General features: G+C 43.8%; 17 protein-coding genes and 1 pseudogene. 4 read left to right on the top strand and 14 right to left on the bottom strand.

Translation table 11 applies throughout. The annotated features are described in order from the left end of the window. The first annotated feature begins 59 nt into the window (after nt 1-59). Complete coding sequence (locus B1L02_RS04900) at nt 60-1,319, top strand: HlyC/CorC family transporter (RefSeq protein ID WP_017216168.1); 1,260 nt, start codon at nt 60-62, stop codon at nt 1,317-1,319. Nucleotides 1,320-1,364: 45 nt separating this feature from the next. Here B1L02_RS04900 and B1L02_RS04895 read toward each other — a convergent pair whose 3' ends face one another. From B1L02_RS04895 to rluD, 6 genes are all read right to left on the bottom strand, one after another. Further along, a complete protein-coding gene (locus B1L02_RS04895; protein ID WP_088530149.1) occupies nt 1,365-1,973 on the bottom strand; it encodes a transglycosylase SLT domain-containing protein in 609 nt (202 codons plus the stop codon). A gap of 130 nt (nt 1,974-2,103) precedes the next feature. After that, nucleotides 2,104-3,681, bottom strand: a complete 1,578-nt coding sequence (gene gshA / locus B1L02_RS04890; protein ID WP_088530148.1) for a glutamate--cysteine ligase — start codon at nt 3,679-3,681, stop codon at nt 2,104-2,106. Nucleotides 3,682-3,809: 128 nt separating this feature from the next. Further along, on the bottom strand, nt 3,810-4,745 hold the full coding sequence (locus B1L02_RS04885) for an NADP-dependent oxidoreductase (protein WP_088530147.1): 936 nt from the start codon (nt 4,743-4,745) through the stop codon (nt 3,810-3,812). A 128-nt stretch (nt 4,746-4,873) separates the two neighbouring features. Further along, nucleotides 4,874-7,447, bottom strand: a complete 2,574-nt coding sequence (clpB, locus tag B1L02_RS04880; protein ID WP_088530146.1) for an ATP-dependent chaperone ClpB — start codon at nt 7,445-7,447, stop codon at nt 4,874-4,876. A 90-nt stretch (nt 7,448-7,537) separates the two neighbouring features. Next, entirely contained in the window at nt 7,538-8,254 is a 717-nt protein-coding gene (pgeF, locus tag B1L02_RS04875) for a peptidoglycan editing factor PgeF (RefSeq protein ID WP_088530145.1), read from the bottom strand. A 1-nt stretch (nt 8,255) separates the two neighbouring features. Further along, nucleotides 8,256-9,233, bottom strand: coding sequence for a 23S rRNA pseudouridine(1911/1915/1917) synthase RluD (gene rluD / locus B1L02_RS04870; RefSeq protein WP_088530144.1), 978 nt, complete (start codon nt 9,231-9,233; stop codon nt 8,256-8,258). A 123-nt stretch (nt 9,234-9,356) separates the two neighbouring features. On the opposite strand from rluD, the gene B1L02_RS04865 reads away from it, so the two are divergent. Then, entirely contained in the window at nt 9,357-10,121 is a 765-nt protein-coding gene (locus B1L02_RS04865) for an outer membrane protein assembly factor BamD (protein WP_010371025.1), read from the top strand. A gap of 220 nt (nt 10,122-10,341) precedes the next feature. On the opposite strand, the gene glnB is transcribed toward B1L02_RS04865, so the two are convergent. Beyond that, nucleotides 10,342-10,680, bottom strand: a complete 339-nt coding sequence (gene glnB / locus B1L02_RS04860; protein WP_010371023.1) for a nitrogen regulatory protein P-II — start codon at nt 10,678-10,680, stop codon at nt 10,342-10,344. Nucleotides 10,681-10,817: 137 nt separating this feature from the next. Here glnB and B1L02_RS04855 point away from each other — a divergent pair, with 137 nt between their 5' ends. Together B1L02_RS04855 and B1L02_RS04850 are read left to right on the top strand one after the other, a co-directional pair. Further along, nucleotides 10,818-11,354: a GspH/FimT family pseudopilin gene (locus B1L02_RS04855; protein ID WP_223191918.1), complete on the top strand. Its 537-nt coding sequence runs from the start codon at nt 10,818-10,820 to the stop codon at nt 11,352-11,354. Between the two features lie 99 nt (nt 11,355-11,453). Further along, nucleotides 11,454-11,960, top strand: coding sequence for a GspH/FimT family pseudopilin (locus tag B1L02_RS04850; protein WP_223191919.1), 507 nt, complete (start codon nt 11,454-11,456; stop codon nt 11,958-11,960). A 289-nt stretch (nt 11,961-12,249) separates the two neighbouring features. On the opposite strand, the gene B1L02_RS04845 is transcribed toward B1L02_RS04850, so the two are convergent. From B1L02_RS04845 to B1L02_RS04815, 7 genes and pseudogenes are all read right to left on the bottom strand, one after another. Next, on the bottom strand, nt 12,250-12,687 hold the full coding sequence (locus tag B1L02_RS04845; protein WP_088530141.1) for a type IV pilin protein: 438 nt from the start codon (nt 12,685-12,687) through the stop codon (nt 12,250-12,252). Continuing rightward, complete coding sequence (locus B1L02_RS04840; protein ID WP_088530140.1) at nt 12,674-15,808, bottom strand: pilus assembly protein; 3,135 nt, start codon at nt 15,806-15,808, stop codon at nt 12,674-12,676. The genes B1L02_RS04845 and B1L02_RS04840 overlap by 14 nt, the downstream gene beginning before the upstream one ends. Before the next feature lie 22 nt (nt 15,809-15,830). Next, nucleotides 15,831-16,292 carry a pilus assembly protein PilX gene (locus tag B1L02_RS04835; protein WP_088530139.1) on the bottom strand — a complete coding sequence of 154 codons (462 nt, stop codon included), beginning with the start codon at nt 16,290-16,292 and terminating at the stop codon, nt 15,831-15,833. Then, nucleotides 16,280-17,286: pseudogene (locus B1L02_RS04830) on the bottom strand (PilW family protein). Before B1L02_RS04830 ends, B1L02_RS04835 begins: the two are co-directional and overlap by 13 nt. Then, nucleotides 17,283-17,840 carry a type IV pilus modification protein PilV gene (gene pilV, locus B1L02_RS04825; RefSeq protein WP_088530138.1) on the bottom strand — a complete coding sequence of 186 codons (558 nt, stop codon included), beginning with the start codon at nt 17,838-17,840 and terminating at the stop codon, nt 17,283-17,285. The pseudogene B1L02_RS04830 and the gene pilV overlap by 4 nt, the downstream one beginning before the upstream one ends. Nucleotides 17,841-17,957: 117 nt before the next feature. Next, nucleotides 17,958-18,647 carry a LytR/AlgR family response regulator transcription factor gene (locus B1L02_RS04820; RefSeq protein WP_088530137.1) on the bottom strand — a complete coding sequence of 230 codons (690 nt, stop codon included), beginning with the start codon at nt 18,645-18,647 and terminating at the stop codon, nt 17,958-17,960. Then, a complete protein-coding gene (locus B1L02_RS04815) occupies nt 18,644-19,648 on the bottom strand; it encodes a sensor histidine kinase (protein WP_088530136.1) in 1,005 nt (334 codons plus the stop codon). Before B1L02_RS04815 ends, B1L02_RS04820 begins: the two co-directional genes overlap by 4 nt. Nucleotides 19,649-19,653: the final 5 nt, after the last annotated feature.

Here is a 19,653-nt window from a genome sequence, read left to right as displayed (position 1 = left end):
TGACTATCGTAACTCACTAACGCTTAATACTCTTTCGTAAGTAAAAAAGGGATCCACTGTTGGAAGACATATCGACCAGCGCCTTGTTTATCATACTCGGTGTGCTCATTTTGATGTCGGCTTATTTTTCTAGTTCAGAAACCGGTATCATGTCAATCAACCGTATTCGTCTACGCCATCTTGAAAAAGAGAATCACCGTGGTGCGAAGCGTGTAAGTAACCTCCTTAACCGTCCTGACAGACTGATTGGTCTGATCCTGATCGGAAATAACCTCGTCAATATTGCTGCTGCGCAAGTTGCTACTATCATTGGATTACGCCTATATGGCGATATGGGTATCGCAGTTGCTACTTTTGGCCTCACACTCGTAGTCCTTATATTCGCTGAAGTCACACCTAAGACCCTCGCGGCTTTGTACCCTGAGAAAGTCGCGTTCCCAAGCTCTGTTATCCTAAAAGTATTGTTGAAGGTATTGTTTCCTTTGGTTGTGGCAACCAACTGGATCACCAATGGTATGTTGCGTTTAGTCGGGATCACACCACAAGAGATTGAAGAGCACAGCCTAAGTAAAGAAGAATTAAAAACCGTGGTAAATGAGTCAAGCGCTATGTTGCCGTCAAACCACCAAAATATGCTCACTTCTATCTTAGACTTAGATCACGTGACCGTGGAAGACATAATGATCCCACGCAGTGAAATCAATGCAATAGATATCAATGACGAGTGGAAAGATATTGCTCGCCAGCTCACCAATGCACAGCACACCCGAGTATTACTTTACCGTGACCAAATAGATGACGCGGTTGGCTTTATTCACGCTCGTGATGCGCTACGCCTACTGACAAAAGAGCAGTTTGATAAGCCGTCACTACTGCGTGCGGTGAGAGAGATTTACTATGTACCAGAAAATACCTCGCTCAACACACAGCTGATCAAATTCCAAGAAGCTAAAGAGCGTATTGGTCTAGTTGTTGATGAGTATGGTGACATTCAAGGTCTGGTTACGCTCGAAGATATTCTTGAAGAAGTCGTTGGTGACTTTACGACTACGCAGACGCGTGCGCCGAGCGAAGACGTAAACATGCAGCGTGATGGCTCAGTTATGGTTGACGGCAGTGTAAACGTGCGTGACTTAAATAAAGAAATGAGCTGGGACTTACCGACCGAAGGTCCTAAAACCCTCAGCGGTCTGATTGTAGAGCACCTTGAAGATATTCCAGATGCGCCTCTTGGCTTAACAATTTCTGGTTATAAGATGGAAGTCATTGAGATTAAAGAAAACATGATCAAGATGGTGAAAATTTCTTCCAGCTCTTAAGCAAGTAAACTCTATTGCGGTGTTGAAAGTAACACCGCAATTTTCTCAAGAAAAAATTCTCTCGAACCAGTTCTTATCTAAATCATCTTCACAGCGTTTAAGTTGAACGGCATAGCGCGCAGCACGATGCTTTACCTTGTTTGCGACTTGCATTAACCATTTCTTATTTTTATAAGTACCACGACGATAACCGCCCCAGCCTTCATGATAATTGAGGTATTGTGCGTAAGCGTCCCATTTAGACACGCCGTTTACCTTGTGAGTTTTGTATACAAACCAAGCCATAAAATCGATGGCGTCTTCAAAGTCATCGCGATCTGCACCTGAGTTTCCAGTTTCACGAATATAATCAGACCAAGTCGGAGTTTTGGCTTGAGAGTAGCCATAAGCAGAGCTCACTCTGCCAACAGGAATAAACCACAGGAAATATTCCATAGGAGGAGCAGCATCATGACGAAAAGAACTTTCTTGGTACATCATGCTCATCAGTACATGCTTTGGTGAGCCCCATTTTTCTTGAGCGTCACGAGCGTCATAATACCAATCTTCTTTTTCCTCAAAAACCTTGCAAATATCATGAGGTTGTTTAGGTGGTGCAGTAGCACATCCGGATAAAACAGCGACGAGGCCAATTAAAATTAATTTTTTTTGCATTTTTTTCGAAACCTAATGAACTTTTAAAATTTGCATTGGTCTGAACTTATGAATGCAGCAGTTTAGCATTGTTTCATCCCTGAAATTTATTTGCGCAGCCTTATGGCTGCGCTTTTTTATGCCTTATACATTATGCCCTTGAAAAATAATCGTCAAGGAATGCGGTAAAGTCTAGCGTATCAGCTGCCCTAACCTCTGCCTCATCTTCGAAAGACTGATGTGCAAATGACTTAAGCGTATCTTCATCGTAATAGCCGTATCTGATATCTTGATGAAGTTGCTTATATTTGTTCGCAAGTTCAATACCCATTGAGCCTTGTTCTAAGGTACGACGCTTCAGTTGGGATAGCAACTGCCCAGAAAAAGTAAGTGCAGGCGTTTCAATTGACAGCATTAATTTTTCCACTGTTGCCACGTAGACTGATTTTTCAGTACTCGCATCTAACATTTTTGCGACTTTAAGTAAGTCTGTAAAAATCTCCGTGCCCCACTGTTTCAAACTCACAGGCTCACCCGCTTTACTCAGTTCAAGTGCGGTGCAGCGACCTTGATTAACCACCTGATGTAAATTCTTACCAGCTAGCTTTTGCGCTTCAAACGAAAGTTCAGGACTTGGTTTTAACAAACAATAGGTTAGGAATACGTCTAGGAAGTGGATCTGTTCAAGGCTCACACCAGTATGCTCAAATGGGTTAACATCCAGCGCACGGATCTCGATATACTCGATACCACCACGTTCAAGTGCCTGAGTCGGCGTTTCTCCAGACTTGGCATTGCGTTTTGGTCTAATTGGCGAGTAAAACTCATTTTCAATTTGTAAAATGTTGCGATTCAGTTGTTTTGGCTCTGTCGCTCGATAGTCTGGAATTTCGTGGTATAAGTCAGAGCGGCAACGAATAGCTTGTCGCAATCCTGCGATATACTCATCCAGATCGTTATACATCACCTTAAGCGAGCTTTGTGCGCTATTGGTATATCCTAAATCGCCAAGTCTCAGTGCCGTGCCATATTCAAGGTAGATGGAGCCATTTTCTAGCTTACTAAATGGCAAGTCGCTCTTTTTGCCTTGCAAAAATGACGGACAAAGCGCAGGAGATGCGCCAAACAGGTAGCTGATCAGCCACATTTCACGCTTGAAATTACGAATAAGGCCTAAATACTGCTGGGAGATAAATGATTGTTGAGGCTTATCGTCTTCAGACATCACTTGCAGACTTTGCCATACGGTCTCTGGAAACGAAATATTGAAGTGCACCCCAGCAATGGCCTGCATCATGCTGCCATAACGGTTTTTCAGCCCCTCACGATATAGCGTTTTCATTTTGCCGATATTAGAAGTGCCAAACTGTGCTAGGACAATATCTTCTTCGTCCTCAATAAAGCACGGCATCGACAAAGGCCAGAGTAACTCATCACCCATGTTAGCCAAAGTAAACTTCTGTAGATCAGAAAGTTGCGCTAATGTCTCTTGTGGGTCTTCACTCACCGGAGTGATAAATTCGAGTAGCGACTCAGAAAAATCAGTGGTGATATGACCATTGGTCAGTGCGTGGCCCGTCTTTTCTGGATGCGGTGTTTTCGCTATTTTTCCCGACCCTTGGATCCGCAATGCCTCACGTTCGATACCTCTTTTGATACCTTTGAAAACGCCGCGATGCGCGCCGTCAGACAATAAGTCCAGCTTAGTGTTTAAGTCTAATTGTTTCAAAAATTCTTCCTCGAACCTACAGGCCAATTTCAAGTTTATGGGGTCGAAACCAAATTATACCAAGTGTATTCATTAAATGAGTGATTTAAACCGAGTAATCAATTTAAATATGGCTACTTTTAGTACACTTAGGCCTTAATAATAACTTTACCAACATGCTTACCACTTTCCATACAGTGATGAGCCAGCGCAATATCCGCCATAGCAAAGTAATGACTTACATTTATGCTGATTTTGCCAGCTTGATACGCCTGATACAAATATTTAAGATCGTCTAAATTACTCGCAACCAGCATACCTTCAGCCTTTACACCCCTTGTCGTGGCTCGCTCACAGACCATTTCTTTGGTGACGCTGGGAATAGTCACTAGGTGCGAATTCGACTTCATCGAGTTGACACACTGTAATGCAATATCGCCACCAATTAAGTCCAGTAAATCGCACTCAACTTGGTGCTGATAAAATTCGTTATAACTAATTGCCGTTACCTTAAGCTTCGACAACAATTCGTGCTCAGGCCGGGTCGAGACAGCGATGACTTTTCGCCCTTGGAGCTGTGCCAATTGAATTGCAAAATGCCCCACGCCGCCAGTTGGTGCCAATACATATAGTGGACGATTACGATTAGAGAATTTATCTAACGCTTGTTTTGCCGTAAGACCCGCAAGACTAAGACCTGCAATATCTGGATTTTCTTGCAAAGAAACCTTGATGAGCTCTGATGCAAGCGCCACTACATAATCACTATAGGTACCAGGGTTACTCGCAAATCCAATCATACCGATGACAAGGTCGCCTACTTTAAATTGGCTATCTGGGCCATAAACCTCAACCACCTCACCATACAGATCGTATCCGAGCGGCAAAAAGGCATCTGCGCTTTTTTGCGCTGCAACATAACCAAGGCCTTGTCTGGTTTTCACTTCAATAGGATTAATACTGGTACTGTTTACTTTTATGCGCACTTGGCCTGAAGTAAGCGCTGGTAAGGAAACGGTTGTGCTACACAGTTGATTGCTATCACCAAATTCGTAAATACCGTAAGTGGTTGACTTGTTTATCATAAGCAGCTTTCTTAGAAGGCAGTTTGTTATCTTTGTAGAATACGCGAAAGGGTAAGGAGTTTGAAGAAGTTTACGGTAAGGGAAGGAAAAACGCGCTTACAGCATGGCTGTAAGCGCGTTTAGCTATATTAGTGATTGAACACGATTTTGTCGTCAACCACCTCTACTTTAATGGTATCGCCAGTCACAAACTTACCTTGTAATAAGTCCTGCGCCAGCGGGTTTTCAATGTATTGTTGTACTGCCCGTTTTAAAGGACGCGCACCATATACAGGATCAAACCCGCTTGCAGCGATTTTATCAAGCGCGGCATCACTGAGCTCGAGCGCAAACCCTCTTTCAGTTAAACGTTTACTCAATCTGTCTAACTGGATACTCGCTATTTCTTTAATATGTTCATTGATAAGCGGGTGGAACACCACGGTTTCATCAATACGGTTAATAAATTCAGGTCTAAACTGATTAGCCAATACGCCCATAACACGCTCTTTGAGTGTCGCGTAGTCGTTACTTCCTGCTTGCTCTTGAATAACATCCGACCCTAAGTTCGAGGTCATGATGATCACCGCATTTTTAAAATCGACTGTACGACCTTGACCGTCGGTCAAGCGACCATCGTCCAAGACCTGCAATAAGATGTTAAATACATCTGGATGCGCTTTTTCCACTTCATCAAGCAAAATCACAGAATAGGGACGACGCCTTACCGCTTCTGTCAAATAGCCGCCTTCTTCGTAGCCAACATAGCCAGGAGGTGCGCCAACCAAGCGCGCAACTGAGTGTTTTTCCATAAATTCGGACATATCAATCCGCACCATGGCGTCTTCCGTATCAAACATAAAGTTGGCTAACGCTTTGGTCAGCTCCGTTTTACCAACCCCTGTTGGACCTAGGAACAAGAACGAACCAATTGGGCGGTTTGGGTCTGCAAGCCCGGCTCGCGAGCGACGTATAGCGTTGGCAACCGCATTAACGGCTTCGTCTTGACCAATCACTTTTTTATGGAGTTCGTCTTCCATTTGCAGTAACTTTTCACGCTCACCTTGAAGCATTTTTGCGACCGGGATCCCAGTCCAGCGAGACAAAATTTCTGCAATTTCATCTTCACCAACCTGATTCTTTAAAAGACTCATTTCCTGCATTTCAGCCTGAGAAGCAAGGTCTAGTTTTCGCTCAAGCTCAGGGATCCGACCGTATTGCAGTTCGGACATACGTTGCAAGTCACTTGCTCTACGCGCGACTTCTAGATCTAAACGCGCTTGCTCAAGCTCAGCCTTAATCACTTGTGTGCCTTGTAGTGAGGCTTTTTCGGCATTCCACACTTCATCTAGCTCTCGGTACTCAGCTTCTAATTCACTGATGAGCGTTTGCATCTCAGTGCGACGCTTTTGACTCGCTTCATCTTTCTCTTTTGCCAGCGCGTTATCTTCCAGTTTTAGTTGGATAATGCGGCGCTCTAGTCTGTCTAATTGCTCCGGCTTTGAGTCAATTTGCAGTCGAATTGAAGACCCTGCTTCGTCTATCAAATCGATAGCTTTATCAGGAAGCTGCCTGTCTGAAATATAACGATGTGATAAATTAGCCGCGGCAACAATCGCAGGATCGGTAATATCCACCGAGTGGTGCAACTCGTAACGCTCTTTTAAGCCACGTAGAATCGCGATGGTATCCTCTACGGTTGGCTCTGCAACAAATACTTTTTGGAAACGACGCTCGAGTGCTGCGTCCTTTTCAATATACTGACGATACTCATCAAGCGTGGTCGCCCCCACACAGTGAAGCTCACCACGAGCAAGTGCGGGTTTTAGCATGTTGCCCGCATCCATTGCACCGTCGGTTTTACCGGCTCCCACCATAGTATGGATTTCATCAATAAAGAGAATAACTTGGCCTTCTTCTTTAGCCAGCTCGTTTAATACCGACTTTAGGCGCTCTTCAAATTCACCACGGTATTTGGCTCCCGCCACCAATGCTCCCATATCTAGCGATAGTACGCGCTTACTTTTCAAGCCTTCTGGAACTTCACCGTTGATAATACGCTGCGCGAGCCCCTCAACGATGGCGGTTTTACCAACGCCCGGTTCACCGATAAGTACAGGGTTGTTTTTAGTACGGCGCTGTAGCACTTGAATAGTGCGGCGAATTTCGTCGTCACGGCCTATAACCGGATCAAGCTTGCCTTGCTCGGCACGCTCAGTGAGATCGATAGTAAATTTCTCAAGTGCTTGGCGAGTGTCTTCGGCATTAGGGTCATCCACTTTTTGACCCCCTCGAATCGCCTTAATGGCTTGCTCGATCTTTGGCTGAGTGATGTTAAGCGCTTTGAAAATCTCGCCTAATGGGCCTTTATCTTCGCACGCAGCAAAAACAAATAACTCGCTGGAGATATATTTGTCTTTACGCTTTTGTGCATATTTATCACACAGATTGATCAGGGAGATAAGGTTATTTGAAAGCTGTACATCACCACCTACACCTTCTACTTTAAATAGTTTTTCAATGGCTTGTGACAATTTCGTATTAAGCTCGTCGGCGCTCACACCTGCTTGTGCTAATAATGCGCGCACACTCGAGCCGCTTTGCTGGAGCAAAGCATACATTAAATGAACAGGTTCAATAAATTGGTGATCGCGCCCAAGCGCTAATGACTGCGCATCGGAAAGTGCAGCTTGGAATTTGCTTGTAAATCTATCTAAACGCATGATTTATTTACCCATATAAAATATCGAATTACCTTATTTATGGGTATTAACTGAACGAAGATCAAGCGTAAAAGTAATAATTTACCCTGATTATTTGCGCCAAATCAAAGTTGCCATACGGCCCGTTGTTTTGTCTCTACGATAAGAAAAATACTGCTCGGACATAGTTACTGTACAGTGTTTATCGCCGTAAAAATCTTTTACACCTTGCTCACGTAGTAACGACTGTGCAAGCTCGAAAATATCCGCAAGATATTTACCGTCTTTTTTGGCAACAAATGCCGTATTTCGTTGCGCCTCAAAAGCCTGTACTACGTCTTCGCCCACCTCGAATGCACTAGGCCCAATCGCTGGGCCAAACCATACACAGATCTCTTCAGGTGCACAGGTAAACTTAGCCAGTGTTTGCGAGATAATTCCAGCAGCAAGAGGCTTCCAACCACCATGGATAGCGGCCACCTCTTCACCATCTTTTGATGCAAGCAGAATGGGTAAGCAGTCTGCCGTCATAATAGCCAGTGGTGTTTGACGCAGGCGAGTGTATAAGGCATCGGCTTGATGGACCTGCGCGATTTCAAACTGCTCGTCGACCACCACCACTTCTGCGCCATGAACTTGCTCAAGCCATACAATCGGGTTGGCCACATAACCGTGTAAAATTCGACGGTTTTCGGCTACCTGTTCGGCTCCATCACCAACATGAAAGGCTAAATTCAAGCTATCATACGGCGGTGCTGAAACACCGCCCTTACGCGTTGTTGATAATGTCCCAACGAATTGGGTTAATGGCCACTGAGCAAGTTGCATCTTATAACGTTAAATCCGGGTTTTCTTTGGTATCTTCTCTGAGCGCTGCCACCAGTTTAATCATATCTTCAGGCACAGGCGCTTCCCATGTCATCTTCTCGCCAGTAATAGGGTGAGCGATACTCAGTTTTATAGCATGCAATGCCTGACGTTTAAACTCTCTTAGTTGCTCGGTTAATCCTTGAGTCGCATTTCTTGGTGGACGAGGACGGCCGCCATAGAGCTGATCGCCAATTAGTGGGTGATTCAAATACGCCATATGTACACGAATTTGGTGCGTTCTACCGGTTTCTAATCGCAGGCGCAAGCGTGTGTGTGCCCTAAATTTTTCCGCAACACGGTAATGAGTAATTGCTGGTTTACCCATCTCATGCACCGCCATATGTGTACGCTTGGTTGCGTGACGACCGATTGGCTTTTCAATCATGCCACCTGCCGTCATCGTGCCATTACAAATTGCCTCGTATTCACGTGTGAAGTTTTCACGCGCTTGTAAATTCTTCACCAAGTGCGTTTGTGCTTGGATGGTTTTTGCAACGACCATTAGACCGGTCGTGTCTTTATCGAGACGATGTACGATACCAGCACGAGGTACGTTAATGATTTCTGGATGGTGATGCAGCAGCGCATTTAACACAGTGCCATCTGGATTACCGGCACCAGGGTGAACTACCAGCCCCATCGGCTTGTTTATCACTAGAATGTCGTCATCTTCGTAAACAATGTCTAGCTCTATATCTTGCGCTTCGTATTCACGCTGTGCTTCGATAACCGTCTCGATAGCGACACTTTCGCCACCAAGTAGTTTTTCACGAGGGGTGTTGAATACTTCACCATCTACGGTGACTTTATCTTCAAGGATCCAAGTTTTTATTCTTGAACGAGAAAAATCTGGGAACAATTGCGCCAATATTTGGTCTAGACGTTTACCACCGAGTTCGACTGGAACCTCCGCTTGGAGGGAAATTTGCTCTGACATCTGAAACTTTACCTAATTTACCAGTGCAAGCCGTGCTCGACTGGGTTAGAATCGTATTAATGCATAGTTTACTCGGTTTTGCCGAGTTGGCCTAGCCGAAGAAAACAAAGGTAGTAAAATAAAATGATTAAAAACTTAAGGACACACGCCTTTAGGCTGGCGTTAGCCGCGTCTGTTTTAGGTTTGGCAGCCTGTTCATCCGCACCAGAACAAGAAGATATTGAACGCGTACCAAACAAATCCGCCCAAGCGCTTTATGAAGATGCTAAACAAACATTAGATTCTGGTTTATATGCCCGTGCTATTGAATTATTAGGGGCTATTAATGCTCGTTACCCGTTTGGCCCTTATGCAAGACAAGTTCAAATGGACTTAGTTTATGCATATTATCAAACAGGTAACACTGACCAAGCACTCGCCACTATTGATCGTTTTATTCGCTTAAATCCAAATCATAAAGACCTAGACTATATGTACTACATGCGAGGTCTGGTAAGCATAAAAGCTGACGAAAACGCATTCCAAGAATATTTCGGTGTAGACAGAGCCGACCGCGATGCCAATCGTACCCGTGTTGCTTTTCAGGATTTAACCACGTTAGTTAAAAACTATCCAAACAGCCCTTATGCACCAGAAGCGAAAAAACGTTTAGTTTGGTTACTAAACAAAATGGCTCGTTACGAGCTGAGAGTCGCTGAATATTACTTCGAGCGTGAAGCATATCTTGCCGCAGCAAACCGTGGCAAGTATGTAGTGGAACACTATTCTCAAAGTAGTTATCTAACTCAAGCTTTTGACATTATGGAAAAAAGCTACCGCAAACTCGGCCTGCCAGATCTTGCGGATAACGTGAAAAAAGCCAAATCGGTCAACGCACGTAACAAATAAATAAAGTGCTAAGTCACGATATCACCGATGTCGTGACGCCTCTCTCACCAGCACTCGCCTTCAAGCATTCTACAGTAGTAAAAAAATACTTATTTTCTGTACATAGACAGCAGCCATTAACGTGTTTTATTTGATTATTGTTGTAATAAGGCAGGAATTAGGCTGCCCATATATAGAAGGTAAGCAGCCTTAAAAGGTAAGCATTTGACTGAACGGCGTATTAAATCGCTTCTTCGTCCTCTTCACCTGTACGGATCCGAACCACGCGCTCAACATCGGTCACAAAGATTTTACCGTCACCAATTTTGCCCGTTTGCGCGGTTTTTAGGATAACTTCAATCGCTCTGTCAACGTCTTCATCTGCGGTAACAATATCAAGCTTTACTTTAGGCAAGAAATCTACCATATATTCAGCACCGCGATATAACTCAGTATGACCTTTCTGACGACCAAAACCTTTTACTTCACATACCGTCATACCTGTGATCCCCACATCCGAAAGCGCTTCTCGGACATCATCAAGTTTAAACGGTTTAATTATTGCTTCTATTTTCTTCATGACTATCTCGATTCCTTTGGTATAGCGTCGATTTTAGACAATCCGCTTGCCCAAGGCAAACAAAGACATTGAAAGTTGAAGTGATTTCACGCAATAATATTAATCATAAATTATTACTTTTTGGTTGTGAGGCGGTAATGAAACAATCAGCAGGATTCAATCTACTAGAACTGATGATAACCATCGCTATATTGGCTATCGTATTGGCCATTTCATTTAGCTTTGATGGCAACCTGCTGCAACGCAACCGAGCAGAGTCCTTCTTACAAGAATTACAGCGCAATATCGCTTTTGCTCGTGTAAAAGCAACCGCCGCAGACGAAATTGTCATTCTCTGCCCAGCTCCCCCTGCCAATATTCAAGCTAGGAGTCCATTTACTTGCCAAGATAATTGGGCAACAAACAGAATTAGCGTGTTTGTTGATAGTGATAAAAATGGCACATTTAGTAATGGTGATACTATCCATAGAACTATGGAGGTCGTAGACGATAACGACACTATGGTATTTTCTGGTGACAATCGCCTAAGGTTTGATTCAAGTGGACTTTTAAGTGGTTCAAACGCCGGCAATTTTACCTATTGTCCTGGCAGTGACGACAACAATCAGCAGTTGAGTATTTCAACCGCAGGCACAGCCTTATATCGAGGAAATACAACAGATACCTGTGGATAGCCACAAAAGTACTGATGCGCAAAATATCTCAAAGTTCCAATCTTGCCTTTAATATATAAACGACTAGGCTTAAAGAAAATATAATACGAGGCAAAGGATATGCATCGTCATATGGGTTTTTCCCTAATGGAATCTTTAGTGTGTTTGGCGATTATCACTATCGTCAGTTTATTTTCCCTTCCCAGTCTTACGGCTTTATTTGAGTTTGATAAACCAAAAATAAAATTGGAAGCATTACGACGGGCCATTAATTTTGCTCGCATTCAAGCCGTTGCAAGCAGTGCAACCGTTACTTTATGCCCACTGAGAAATAATCGCTGCGACGACAAGGAATGGCACACTCAGTTAACGGTTTTTATCGACTACCACCCCCAAGGTGAGTTTTCAGGCGATGATTATAAATTAGCTGTTGTGGACTCAGTAGACTCAGGTGACACGCTCACCTACCCACGAAACGGCATTATATTTCGCCGCTTTGGTCATCTCGCGGGACTCTATAACGGTACTTTTGTCTACTGTAGCGCAAGTTCTACCGTGGGACTATCGTTGTCAGTTAGCTACACAGGGAGAAGCACTTTAAAAGATACTGATGAGTGCCAAAAGTAAGTAACCTGAGCTTCGGATAATTAATGCCTTTCTAGCAGCCAGTTTTAGCGCTAACTGCGTTGAATTCACTTCCAATAGCCAGCTATTGGTGCGTAAATTCGCCTTGTCTACAGGATGTAGGTAAAAGGGCGGTAGCAGGACGCGAGAGCGGAGTTATCCCCAAAACTCTCTGGCTAGATAAGAAGATAGTTTAAGGTGATTAAAAAACAATGACTTAGCTCACTTCTTATCCAAACCTCAGGTTAAGTAGTGTTAATACAAAGGGGAGTCAACTACTCCCCCGAGAAAATTAACGCTCCCAACACCTGTCTATATCATCTTGATTCGTTGTCCCAGCGACACCTCGAATTCCGAGTTCATCGATGGTTAAAGCAGGACACTGTTCATCTCCTCGAACCGGTCCTGCAACGGCAGTTGCAACGATTCTAAAGGTATCTGCAGTGACGTTTTCAAGGGTTACATTGAAGTAACCGTTTTCCGTTGCCGTCGCTACACCGATTGCCGCTAGATTATCGCTGTAAGCTCTATTATCAACAAAAAACTGCTCTTGCTTATTCGCAGCATCAAGTAACAAAGTCATGGCGTCTGCTCTTGCTCCTCTTCTTACATATTCTGTGTAATTAGGGTACGCAATCGCAGAGAGAATACCGATGATCACCACCACTATCATTACTTCAATCAGGGTAAAGCCTGATATCATTTTGTGTAGGGTACTATTTTTTCTCATCGCTATCTTCCCTCTTATAAATGTAAAGTTGTTTTGTTCTGATACCCGAAGTCTTATTTTTAAAGATGACAACCTTACCATTATCTCCTACAACTGGCACAGGTTCTCCAGGTATTCCTGGCGGTACAAATGGATTGCTGTCTTCAGCTATGATCCCAGGACCTGCTATATAAGGAACTCTTTTACCTTCTCCGTCTTTACGCACAACTAGAGTCGGCGTATCTGGTAAGTCTTGTGAGGTCACGTAAGTTTTCCCTGTGCCATAATGTAAATGGAACATGTAAAGCTGCCCTTTACCACCCGTTAATGTACATTGCTGGGTAGTCTGATCTGCTGGTGTAAATGAAGTAAAGTAAGCGACTCCGCCAATGACAGTAGCACCAGAGAGCGATTTTTCACCTCCTGATAACTGATACTTCCACCCGTTAAACTTGGCGAGATCGACTTCTAGTTCAATAAAGTCGTCGATATCATCCACAGCATTTCCAAATGGGTCATTTTTCATTTCCATTAAATCAGAAATTAATATCGGCTCTGGAATATCATTTACAAAGGACTGAGTCTTCGTGTGTATGTCCCTAATCATAAAAAGATAGTCGGTAACACTTGAGTCTGTCGGCTTAGAGCGATTTCCACTCCCAATAACAATGGCATCAAAGGGCGTATCTCTGCGCTCTTTAATCAAACTTCCGTTATATCTAGTCTCTGTTACTTTACTGTAGAAGGTACGAGCAACGTTAGGACGATAAAAGAAACGTCTATCTTCATCTGCAAAGCTACTACCCAAGCGCGCCAACTCGAAATGAGTCCAAGGCTCTTTACTATCAGATGGATTTGGACCGGGTATATCAATTCTCCAGATACTCCCTGCGGTATCCGCTAAATAAATCCTGTCAATATAGCCATCGTAATCTGAGTCCGTTAACGTTGGTTCCGCAACAATACTGTGCTTACCTTTGAACGCATCTCCAGTAAGCGACCAAACAATATCAGCGTTGTTTGACATGATATCAACCATGTAAACCCCTACACCTTTATCATTATCATCGCTACGCGAAACATTGTCTTTATTGGTATTATACCCTGCTGCAAAAACCAATACCGGTCTATCCTTTTGCTTTTCAATGAACGTCACCACCGGTTTGGACCAGGTTTGTCCTAAATTCTTAAACTTCTTTGAATCACCAGAAATAGGCCCTCCCCACAATAGTTTAGGCGAGTCCGGATTGGTAATATCAAAACCATAGTATTTATTGCCGCCGCGACGCATCCCCACGAAAGCCCAAACCTTATCACCCGCCTCTACTTTGCGATTTTTATTCACATCATGGAAGTACACTGTAATAGGACCATCTAGGCCATACAGTTTAGTTTCTGCTTTACGTGTTTTGACTGGATTCAGAATAGGTAATAAAGAACCAGGGATAAATGCCCAGCTTTCACTCACGCTATTCCCTTGGTCTTTAAACATGTGAAGCATCCCCGCGTTGGTGCCAATGAGCACGCGAATATCGCCATTGCCATAGTCGACCGTTGCAGGCTTTGAATGTAGGGGATCGGCGAATATGTCTGGTCTTCTTTCAGCTCTTAGACCATCACCATCATCGTCATCGACGTCTTGGCCTATCGCCCAATTAAAAATACTTTGTATCTCACTTTTACTTGCACCACTTAGTTCCATTGCTGCGGCAAGTTTGGTTAGATTACCATAGGCACTTTCGGCGTTATTATAAGTGAAGTCAACTAAATCACTGCCACCAAAATCAGAGAGTACTTTTCTGGCAACTTGATTTTCAAGGGCATAGTTAACTCCTCCTTTTTCTATGTTGTTGCCATCCTTTGATTGTGCTTGCGACCAATACGTTGTGATATTGCTATCAATAGCCCCCTTGTTATCTATCGCTTTGGTTCGCTCCTGACCTACTATTTCTGTACCCACAAACTTGAGCTTTTTCAGGTTGCCACGCCAACGAGTATGTGTTTCTGGTTTAAACTGAGTGTAGTAAAGCGCATCCCCTGTTTGGGTTTGATCTTCAGCATTGGCAGACACCGTTGGTGAACTAAAACTTGCACTTACATTTCTGATATTGGTAATCGTGGTTTTGAGCACATCCGAGAGTTCATTTGCAGTATTGGCATGCAGGTATTGGCCCCCTCCTTCCTTTGCTGTCTCCGCAAGCAACGCTTTACCTGTACTAGACATACCGTTGCCAAAACCAATCGTAAAGACTCGTGCAAAGTCCTCCTCATCTGGTGTAGAAGGATATAAGTCAACTTTGACTTGAGACGTGCCACGCATTGTTTTAGCCAAGGCTGGTAAATAGTTTCTGGTAACACCAGAGCCTTCATTGATGTCGAAATAGTTAGGATACGCCCTATAAACCGAGTAATACTCATTAACAATACTCGTGTTGGAGTCAGTGTCGCTGGTAGGATCACCGTCTGTCATCAAAATTAAGTTTATGGAAGTATCACATCGCTCTTCTTCGCCGCGTATCGGCGTAAAAGCGGAAATATAGTCGCCGCTACGCTCAACCCCTTTATCCCGGTCATTTCCGCCATTGGTTCCCCAATATACATCGCCACCTTTAAGATAGTTATATAACTCCCAGAGAGTTTCTGACAGCGGTGTAGAGCCATTTGCTGGCAATGCGTTGATTTTATCGACAATATCACTGCGACTACTGCCAATCCCATTTAAAATATAACCGCCACTTGATGAGTATAGCCGCGACAGGCCAAATCTAATATCGTCATTATCATTAACTAAACTGCGCATCGCATTTTGTGCTACTTTTAAGCGGCTATCCGCACAGCCTTGAACTGTATTACCATAATAATTTTTTTGATAACAATTGCTGCCGTTAAAACACTCCGCCGTTCGATAGCCATAGCGCCTTTCATAGTACCAACCATTCCAAACGCGATACGAGTAACGCTCATAGCACACCTTACCATTTTGAGAGTCCCACGCCATACTGCCTGATGTATCGAACAGCATAAGTACCCGAGGTTGCTCGCGAGTAGATACATTATGTTTTACATAAAGCTCAATATCTTCTGCTTGAGCCACTTGTAATAGCGCCATTAATGCAACTATTGTGTATATTAACTTATTCATATCAGTTACTCGAAAAAGGCTGTTAATTCGAAACGCTCACAATTTCCTGACCAATTCCCATCACGATGGTGACGTTATGACGTCCCCTATCACCATATGTCACAGTGGCTTCAACTTCCGTCATGTTGCATACAAACCCCTCTGTATAGTCATATTGACGAGGACAAAACAGCTCTAACTCTCCATTATTGAGGTTAGTTACAGTGGCTTGTAAACCATTAGGCGTTCGCACCGTTGTGCCTTCGTCAGCTAACTGCTGCCTTGAACGCAAAAAAATATTGTCAGGACGTGGCTGCTCTTGCTGAATTAATCTTTGCATTTCACCAAATAGTAAGTTTTCCGCTTCTTCTCGTTCCATGACGGCATGGGTCATTTTTATATCCAATGTACTAGTGCTCATCAACGTCACTGCAACAGCCATTATTGCGACTACCATGACCATGGCCATGATCAGTACTACCCCCCGCTGCTTTACATTTCCCATGCTGAGCCCCCCATGTTGTACATTGATATTGTGGTTGAAAATACGGTACGTCTAAAGGCATCGTTATAAGTCAACGTCCTTTTACCGGGGTCATTACCCAATACGTAACTTCGCTTCTGCACCCCGAAGTCAACATCCGGTTCTAAAACCCTTACCAGTACAAACAATTGTAGTGATAAGATCCCCCGTGTGTTTCCCCAGTCAGAGTCAGACATATTTGTTGTATTTCTATATCTATCAACTCGACCGTCAAAGTTAGTATCTAAACCAAAAACAAACCGAATTTGCTCAACGCCTTCAATCACTAATTCATCCTTCATACCCCCGTTCACATGCAACCTTTGCCTTCTTAGAACTGGGATAGTAATCGTGCGATTATTAATCACTTGTTGTTCTTCACTTACGTAATATACATGGTGACTATATGGCCAAAGTGTCGCGTTAACGCTTGGCATATTCCCGACATTGCCCCCGCGATAAATTCAGCTTGCTCTTGCTGCGCAATAAAATAATATCTAGTTGATTGGATCGCTCCTGCATCTGGCACAAGGCCCGTTACCACTACGGGGCTCCCTTCCAAAAACTTCACCTGTAAAACTTCTGACTGTGGTCGAGCTTTGGTTATGCACCCCATTGCCGTTGCATTTGTTGTGAATGTTGCCCAAATAGGCCTGAAATTAGCGGGCTGATTGTTCGGAAAACTACCATTGTTTATCCCGCCAGAGCAGTCACTTCCAGGGTTAGCTGGAGCGGCTTGATTATCATTCGTGAAACCTTGATCGTAAAAAGTCCCCCAAAAGCCAACTTGTTCGATATCCCGCCTCATAATAGAAAGCGCTAAACGTCCTTTTTCCTGTAACTCTCCAATACTCATGGTGTCGTTGGTCGTCGCTTTCATGCCTATGTAGGTTGCTATAACACCTGCCAATAACATCACACCAATGAACATGGCGATCATTATTTCTAATAAAGTAAACCCTAGCATCCTTTTCATGGCGCACTCCTAATTAAGACAAATGTGTCCATGACTACTGCTCTGCGTCTATTATCAACCGTGCCACAACCTCCCGCGGGATTATCCGCAAGGGCTGTCATGGCTTGACGACCTCGCCAAGTGACAATGACCTGCACATTTACCCCTGATGTATTACCGGCAACTGAGGTGGGGTTAATACACACAACCGCGTTATCCAATGAGCCAGTATTTTCCCTTGCCCTTATAGCTTGACGCCAATTAGCAATATCTGTCTTCGCAAGCGTTGCTGCATTACAGCGCTGTGTATAACACGTAGTGTTTGCCTGAACGTTTTCGGTACTCGTAAAGTCTACGTCGTAGAGTGTGGTTATATTTGCCGCATCGTTTGCTCTTATTCTGTGTATGATGTCACTGGCAAGCTCAACCGCTGCGGCTCGCTGCATAGAGTCAAAACTTGCTTGTTTAGCTTTTGCTTGTAGTGCCACAGCACCAAGCAGCCCAAAGCTTAAAATCATAAAAGCAATAAGCACTTCCAACAGAGTGAAGCCATGTTGCTTTAGCGAAATATGCATATCTCAACCAAAATTCAATTACCCTAGTTTCAGTGTAAACAGTCGTCTTGGAAACTCAACTAGAGATAGTATGAAAGGTCTATTGAGGCGATGAACGGCTTGTTCGCCGCTTTACACTCAAAACAATGCTTTTAGCTGGGTGTAAGCTCTACGGCTCACTTCATAGCGATTGGGAAGTGACTTGAGACAAACATAGTGCTTTTGTTCATGTAATTCCAAAGCAGAGATGTTTGTTCGCTTAACTAGCGTGCGGCGATGGATTTGAATAAAATGTGTCGGAAACTTATCTAAAAGTGACTTGAGTGACATGTCAATGAGCGCTTGAAGGCCCGAACTCAATGTTACTCGCGTGTATTTTTCATCCGCCTCGGCAACAATAACATCTGATACCTGAATGTGACGCAACTCACTGCCAACGTAATAACTGAGCGTCTCCATACTCGGAAAGATAGTAGTCAATAAAGCATCAAGCTTATCACTATCTAGCGGCTTCACGAGATAGCCATTGGCGTGCAGTTCAAATGCTTCTAACGCATATTCCGGATGCGCCGTTAGAAACACGATTTTCATCCTAGGGAATTGCTCACGCAAGTGACTTGCAAACTCAACACCTGACTGACCTGGCATCGAAATATCAAGAAAAATAAGCTGCACAGACTCTTGGTTTAGTAGCGCTTCCACACTACCTGCGCAATCAACTTCACCGATACAGCGAAAGCCGATATGCTTTTGCATTAATCGTTTAACACGAGCTCTTGCCAGTGGCTCATCATCCACAATTAGGTAAGATATTAATGTTTTTTTCATAGCGGTAGAGAAAAACTGACGGTATAGCTATCTTGACTGGCTTCGGTTTTAAAATCAATGGGTTGATTGTAGTGTAAAGCCAAGCGACGTCTGATGTTACTTATCCCAATGCCATGCCCTTGGTGCGTCGGCTTTAATTTGGCGTCGTAGCTGTTAAAAATTACCACCGTTAACGTGTGGTGACTACAGTGGATATGAATTCGAATATCCGCTCCGTTTGGGTTTGGCTCTACCCCATGACTCACCGCATTCTCTACCAATGGCTGTAATATCAAGGCAGGGATCAGTGTATTTTCCAAGACATTTTCTAACACCCATTCAACCCTCAAACGCTCTGCGAAGCGCCACTGCTCAAGTGCTAAATACGCTTTGCATAAAGATATTTCACTTCCCAGCGGAACAATATTTTGTGTAGACATCGCAGCGCGGGATAAATCGGCAAGTGCTAATGCTGACTTTTCTGCAGCATTTGGGTCGATATGAGTCAATTCGGCCACGGTATTGAGTGAATTATATAAAAAGTGTGGGCGAATTCTCGCATGTAACGCTTCAAGCTCCGCCTGGGATAGCGCTTTCACCTTACGAATATTGTCGGTAAAGATAGCTAAGAAATGCGCGAAAAGCGTGATAATACAAATACATATTGCGATGTTACGCCATAAGCTCAATTCAATTTGTGCTTCATCAATCCAACCGAGCAGTGTAAACCCATAGGGGAAAGCCGTACTAGTGACAACAGTACAAAACACGAAGACGAAAATGAGAATACCAGCTTCAACGAGATCTGAGCGCTTCTCAACAGCGTGGCGAACAATCGCTATCACGGCAAGTGATAAAAAGGCAGTAAAATGAATAAATAAGCTAGTTAACCCAAGGGATTGCCAAAACGCTGTCGCGGAAATCAGCGTATATAAAAAGGCCAGGATTTGCGAGGCAACTAGCAATGCTAGCACACCTCGCTCACTCAATAGTGCAGACAACAACCTGATACGCGGTGTCATCGTGC

The organism is Pseudoalteromonas piscicida (assembly GCF_002208135.1).
Classification (GTDB): Bacteria; Pseudomonadota; Gammaproteobacteria; order Enterobacterales; family Alteromonadaceae; genus Pseudoalteromonas; species Pseudoalteromonas piscicida_A.
The sequence above is the reverse complement of the archived record's forward strand: the minus strand, read 5'-3'. Positions and strand labels throughout refer to the sequence as shown.

What these genes read in the sequence shown, in the direction of transcription:
- B1L02_RS04895 (WP_088530149.1), bottom strand. Translation starts at nt 1,973, where the DNA reads ATGCAAAAAAAATTAATTTTAATTGGCCTCGTCGCTGTTTTATCCGGA.
- B1L02_RS04885 (WP_088530147.1), bottom strand. Translation starts at nt 4,745, where the DNA reads ATGATAAACAAGTCAACCACTTACGGTATTTACGAATTTGGTGATAGC.
- clpB (WP_088530146.1), bottom strand. Translation starts at nt 7,447, where the DNA reads ATGCGTTTAGATAGATTTACAAGCAAATTCCAAGCTGCACTTTCCGAT.
- pgeF (WP_088530145.1), bottom strand. Translation starts at nt 8,254, where the DNA reads ATGCAACTTGCTCAGTGGCCATTAACCCAATTCGTTGGGACATTATCA.
- rluD (WP_088530144.1), bottom strand. Translation starts at nt 9,233, where the DNA reads ATGTCAGAGCAAATTTCCCTCCAAGCGGAGGTTCCAGTCGAACTCGGT.
- B1L02_RS04865 (WP_010371025.1), top strand. Translation starts at nt 9,357, where the DNA reads ATGATTAAAAACTTAAGGACACACGCCTTTAGGCTGGCGTTAGCCGCG.
- glnB (WP_010371023.1), bottom strand. Translation starts at nt 10,680, where the DNA reads ATGAAGAAAATAGAAGCAATAATTAAACCGTTTAAACTTGATGATGTC.
- B1L02_RS04855 (WP_223191918.1), top strand. Translation starts at nt 10,818, where the DNA reads ATGAAACAATCAGCAGGATTCAATCTACTAGAACTGATGATAACCATC.
- B1L02_RS04850 (WP_223191919.1), top strand. Translation starts at nt 11,454, where the DNA reads ATGCATCGTCATATGGGTTTTTCCCTAATGGAATCTTTAGTGTGTTTG.
- B1L02_RS04845 (WP_088530141.1), bottom strand. Translation starts at nt 12,687, where the DNA reads ATGAGAAAAAATAGTACCCTACACAAAATGATATCAGGCTTTACCCTG.
- B1L02_RS04840 (WP_088530140.1), bottom strand. Translation starts at nt 15,808, where the DNA reads ATGAATAAGTTAATATACACAATAGTTGCATTAATGGCGCTATTACAA.
- B1L02_RS04835 (WP_088530139.1), bottom strand. Translation starts at nt 16,292, where the DNA reads ATGGGAAATGTAAAGCAGCGGGGGGTAGTACTGATCATGGCCATGGTC.
- pilV (WP_088530138.1), bottom strand. Translation starts at nt 17,840, where the DNA reads ATGCATATTTCGCTAAAGCAACATGGCTTCACTCTGTTGGAAGTGCTT.
- B1L02_RS04820 (WP_088530137.1), bottom strand. Translation starts at nt 18,647, where the DNA reads ATGAAAAAAACATTAATATCTTACCTAATTGTGGATGATGAGCCACTG.
- B1L02_RS04815 (WP_088530136.1), bottom strand. Translation starts at nt 19,648, where the DNA reads ATGACACCGCGTATCAGGTTGTTGTCTGCACTATTGAGTGAGCGAGGT.